The organism is Coprococcus sp. RTP21428st1_C9_RTP21428_210409 (assembly GCF_040227395.1).
Taxonomy (GTDB): domain Bacteria; phylum Bacillota; class Clostridia; order Lachnospirales; family Lachnospiraceae; genus Coprococcus; species Coprococcus aceti.
Map to the genome: position 1 here is coordinate 1 of NZ_JBEHVV010000135.1, position 2,139 is coordinate 2,139.

The 2,139-nt window shown below is 46.0% G+C and carries 1 protein-coding gene; it reads right to left on the minus strand.

Annotated features, from left to right (window positions below; translation table 11 throughout):
* On the minus strand, positions 1 to 2,139 hold a 2,139-nt coding region (locus tag ABUA34_RS14185; protein ID WP_349823532.1), incomplete at both ends, for a hypothetical protein.

Sequence of the window (2,139 nt, forward strand, 5' to 3'; positions counted from 1 at the left end):
ACCTCTGTGCCATCCTTTGCCTTCACTGTGCCATCTGTCATCTCGTTGACCTTGGAGTTCTCATCGTTGTAATACTCTGTGTAAGTATCCTTCATGTTCTTCACAAGATCACTTGCTGAATAGTGTGTATATGTAGAATAGCTTGCATATACATCGCCCTTCTCATCATTATAAGATATGGTATACTCTGAAGCATAGCTTCTCTCGTATCCCTTTGGATCATTGATCTTTACTGACTTATCGCCAAGGCTTAATGTAACCTTTGAAAGGTCTTCCTCCTCTGTGCTGTCATTTGACTTCTCTGTGGTTGCTTCCTCTGTTGTAGCTGCCTCTGTTGTCTCAGGCTCTTCCTCCTCAGTATCCTTTGAGTCGGTGCCGAACTTTCCGTCAAGTCTGCTGTCAACACTTACTGAGTCAAATATCTCGCTCCATGCTGATACGATCTTTTCCATCTTATCCATGTTGATGTACTGATCTACATCATCACTGTTGAGAACTGAGTAATCAACCACATCTCCTGCTGCAGGAGCCTCTATCTTGTTGTCCTTCTCTGCTACCTTGAGATTTCCTGAGCACTGAAGAACATCCTCGCCTGATACTGTAACTGTGAGCTTTGCATCATTTATGCTGAATGACTCGCCCTTCTTGACATCTGCAAGGACACCCTCAAATGCAGCCTGAGCAGTCTCACCCTGTACATCAACAGATATGCTTCCACTCATCTTACCGCTGTTCTTGTCATAGTCTGATGTCACATTTCCTGTGAACTCCTGGCTCTCTCCGCCGCTCATTGCTGATAATGTGTACTTCTTGTCAGTTGATATCTTATCTCCTGATGTGTCAGTCTTTGACTCACTCTTGAGCTCTATATTTACATCTGAACCGTATGTAAGTGCTATCTTTGTTACAGCATCTGATGTGACATTTCCGTCACCCATGTAATCTGCTGTGAATGAAATCTTAACGCCTGCTGCTGCAAGATCATAATCCCAGTCAACACGGATCACCTTGTCGTTTTCTACGTATACATTTGCAACGGCATCCTTTGTCATTACTGCGCTGACCAGAGATGGAATAGTGCCGATGGACTGCTTGAGCTGATCCTTTGTAACACCCATCTGATCCATCATATCATCTGACAGATTGCTGTCCATGTACTTGTTCAGACAGTCAACCAGTGCCTGTGAGAACTCATCTATAGCGTCTGTTGTGATTGTCACTGTGTAGTGGTCTGCCTTGATAGTCTTGCCATTTGCATTTGTAAACTCATCCTTGCCGACCTTCTCATATGTTATGGACTCTGCAAGCTTATCTGCAGCCGGCTTGAGATCCTCATCTATGATCTTCTGAAGAGCCTCGCTGTCAACTGAACCGCCGGCTCCCGCATCCTTGCTGTCGAGCTCTGCCATAACACTGTTCATGTCAAATGAAAATGTCTTGATAAAGAGATCAGGACATGACATATAGAGCGTCTGACCGATCATTACAACATCCGCACTGACTGTCTCGCCTGCCAGTGTCATGGAAGAATCAAGCTTGAAGCTGTTCTGTCCGTCGCTCTTGGCTGTGCTTGCGTCAAATGTAAATGTTGAACCGTCGAGCTTACCATCTCCGGCAACCTTGTCGATGGTAAAATCTGACTGAACGTCCAGCTTGTCGACATCTATGTCATCTGCTCCGACGATACCCACAATATTATTGTTCTCAAGTTCCTTTGCTGTGTTCTCCATCGCGTCCTTAACCGCATCCTTAGGACTCTTCTTGATGAACACGAAGAATACAACAACAAATGCTGCTATGATAACAAGCGCTGCCACAACTGCTATTATGGCTATCTTGATACCCTTTCTCTTCTTTGGAGACTCAGGCTTGTGCGCCTGATCACCATACATGTTCACGGTCTGATCATATACACTCTGCTGTGCATTCATCTGCTGACCGTATTGATCTGCAAACTGCTGATTTGCATCGTACTGCTGCTGGCCATACTGTCCTGCATACTGCTGCTGGCCGTACTGTCCTGCGTACTGCTGGTTTGCTCCATACTGCTGCTGGCCGTACTGTCCTGCATACTGCTGATTCGCTGCGTACTGCTGGTTTGCTCCGTACTGCTGCTGGCCGTACTGTCCTGCATACTGC